Origin of the sequence: Bacteroides sp. 224 (genome assembly GCF_010500995.1) — a bacterium.
Lineage (GTDB): Bacteria > Bacteroidota > Bacteroidia > Bacteroidales > Bacteroidaceae > Bacteroides.
Genome location: NZ_QVMK01000074.1, coordinates 1 through 2,532, shown reverse-complemented (window position 1 = coordinate 2,532; position 2,532 = coordinate 1). Strand labels below are relative to the sequence as shown.

Genomic DNA, 2,532 nt, shown 5'->3' with positions numbered 1-2,532 from the left:
CAAAAACAAAAATACTCAATTGAAAAATCCAATGTGAGCACGATAACTATGCCTTGTGATGTATTGAAGAGGAAGAGAAAATTATCCCGAATTCAGGTTCATAGTCAATATTTGAGACTCTGCGAAAACCCTCTTTTTGAAACCACGAATAAACACAAGTAAGCAAAGGCTTAGTAGTAGAATTATCTTTATAACTTATATCTCCTATCAATTTTTTATAAGTAGCCAATTTATATGAACCAGAAACATGTTGTTCGCATGACAATGCAATATCTAAGTTTGCAATTCGTAAATTGAAAATTTGATCTATCTTTTCTTTAATACGAACTTTTTTGTTAAAATAAAACGCATCAATTAAAATTTTTAAACATTCTTCATCTTCAAATTCTATTTGGTTTAAGTCTAATTCTGCATTAACATGAAGCTTTTCAAATACACATTTTACTTTTTTCCAAAAGTCCAAATCTTTAGCGATAGTTTTTTTATAAGTATCTTTCTTTTGAAGAGACATTTTAAAGACATTTCCATCAATATTCAATTCACCATGAGTCAAAATATTATATATAAACTCATTTTCTTTAATCCAGGCTGATAATAATGTAGCGGTTGGGACATAATCTATCTTACCATTAAACACTTTTTGTTCTATCCTAATTGGCATAGTAATTGTGAGACAGTCACCAATTGTAATAACAGAATTCTCTCCTATTATCTGTTGTTTAAATTCCTTGAAGTAAGTAATGCCGCAGACATTTATATCTGCTGATATTTTTCTCGTAAAGGAAAGGTATACGGGTCCATCTCCTACAGGCAATAAAGATTTCATATTAGGTAAAGTTGAAACCTCTGCATAAAGATATACAGGCTGTTTAGATAGATAACTCTGAATATTTTGTTTTTGAAGACCAGAAGCAAAAAAAGTAAGCTTAAGTCCTTCCCAATTTTTCGCGACTTCATCTATTTCAAGAATAGGGTTATCAGCAGTACTTGTTTGTTTTTTGCAATTAAGATAAAAATCCAGAAATAGGTGATTTATCTCTATTGTATAATTGGGAAGTTGTTCCAATTTAATAGATGTCGAATGCTTTCCCTTAGCATTTTTAATATAACGTTTTATGTCAATAGGCGTGAGTCTGGCATAATAGATTTGTTTACGGTCAAGATAAATATAGACCACAAGATATAAAATACCTCCATCTTGTTTGTAAGTTTTCAAATTAGAGATACTCACGGGATATGATATCTCTTTCTTGAAAACTTCTCTTTTCAATTCCCTACCTTTGACTTGAGTGGGAATACGTCCAATTAGAGACTCATTATTCTGCGACTCCGAACCATATACATATATAAAACCGTCCCAGCATGGTTCTTTGTCATTGCTTGAAATATAAGGAGATAACATTGTACAATAACAAAAGTAATTTGTTACTGTAGACACAGCTATTTCATCAATCTGTTTTGAATTCATTATTCAATGGTCTATCAAATTTTATGTAATACTATATGCAAAAATATTAAGAATTACGCACAAAAGCATCATTAGGATCGTTTTGTAGTATACAAAAAGAGCGTTTACGAATTACAATTCAAATATTTTCATAGGGGAAGTTATTATATCGAGAGCAGAAATAAATTTGATTTTACTATTATTTCTTTCAAAATAAATATATGCAGGCTGGTTATATGTCAGGAATACGGTTGTTAAAGAATACGATTCATCAACAGCATTATGTATATGAGAGAATTTCAAAATATTATTTAGACACCACTCATCTCTTTTATACACTTTTGACAGATTGTCCTCTGTCGTTTTCGCTTGACTTATTATTTCATATACAGATCGACCCTCATAATAATTTTTAGCCTCAATGCAAACTATTTTTTTCTTTACAGTATTTATAAGAAGTATATCAATATCTCCCAAATCAGAATCATTTGCAAGAATTTTATTTGGCTTAATAGGTTCTTCTTTTCTGATAGACATTTCTGTGTTCTCGAACTTTTTAAACAAGAGATAAAGATGATTATTAAATTGTTTCCCTTTCAAGGCATTGATTTGGCTTAAAAAAGAAATCATATCTTTGGATGAAGCATTTAGTTTCCCCGACTCTAATCTATTTATAAATATCTGGAAACTTTTATATAATGATTTAGAAGAAAACGAAATCATATTATCATAATTAACCCATGGCCTACTGGATAATTGCAATCTTCGATTGTATCTATGGATAAGTTGTTCAGAATCTTTAAACCTTTTATTTTTGCCAATCTGGCTTTTTAAATCAGAATGAAGAATAAAATTAGATTTAAAAAAAACGTATTCATCATTATTTAAAATACCAGATATAATGTGTGACTTAAAATCCTCTTCTTTAATTGAAATAACAGGTTGGTTCTTTATATTTGCATACTCAAATGATTTATTCATAATTTCTGGCGAAAACGGTTGATATCCACCCACAAAAAACGGTGATACCCGTTCACTTTCCTGTCTTATACTGATGGCGATGTAAAATTAGTCTTTTTCTTCTA

General features: G+C 29.7%; 2 protein-coding genes. Both read right to left on the bottom strand.

The genetic code is table 11. The annotated features are described in order from the left end of the window. Nucleotides 1-46: 46 nt before the first annotated feature. On the bottom strand, nt 47-1,468 hold the full coding sequence (locus D0T60_RS18335; protein WP_163219908.1) for a hypothetical protein: 1,422 nt from the start codon (nt 1,466-1,468) through the stop codon (nt 47-49). A gap of 111 nt (nt 1,469-1,579) precedes the next feature. Further along, the gene (locus tag D0T60_RS18330; protein WP_163219906.1) at nt 1,580-2,428 is read right to left on the bottom strand and encodes a hypothetical protein; all 849 of its coding nucleotides are present in this window, start codon (nt 2,426-2,428) and stop codon (nt 1,580-1,582) included. Between the last annotated feature and the right edge of the window lie 104 nt (nt 2,429-2,532).

Excerpts from the sequence above, each read along its gene's own strand:
- D0T60_RS18335 (WP_163219908.1), bottom strand. The coding sequence starts at position 1,468 with ATGAATTCAAAACAGATTGATGAAATAGCTGTGTCTACAGTAACAAAT.
- D0T60_RS18330 (WP_163219906.1), bottom strand. The coding sequence starts at position 2,428 with ATGAATAAATCATTTGAGTATGCAAATATAAAGAACCAACCTGTTATT.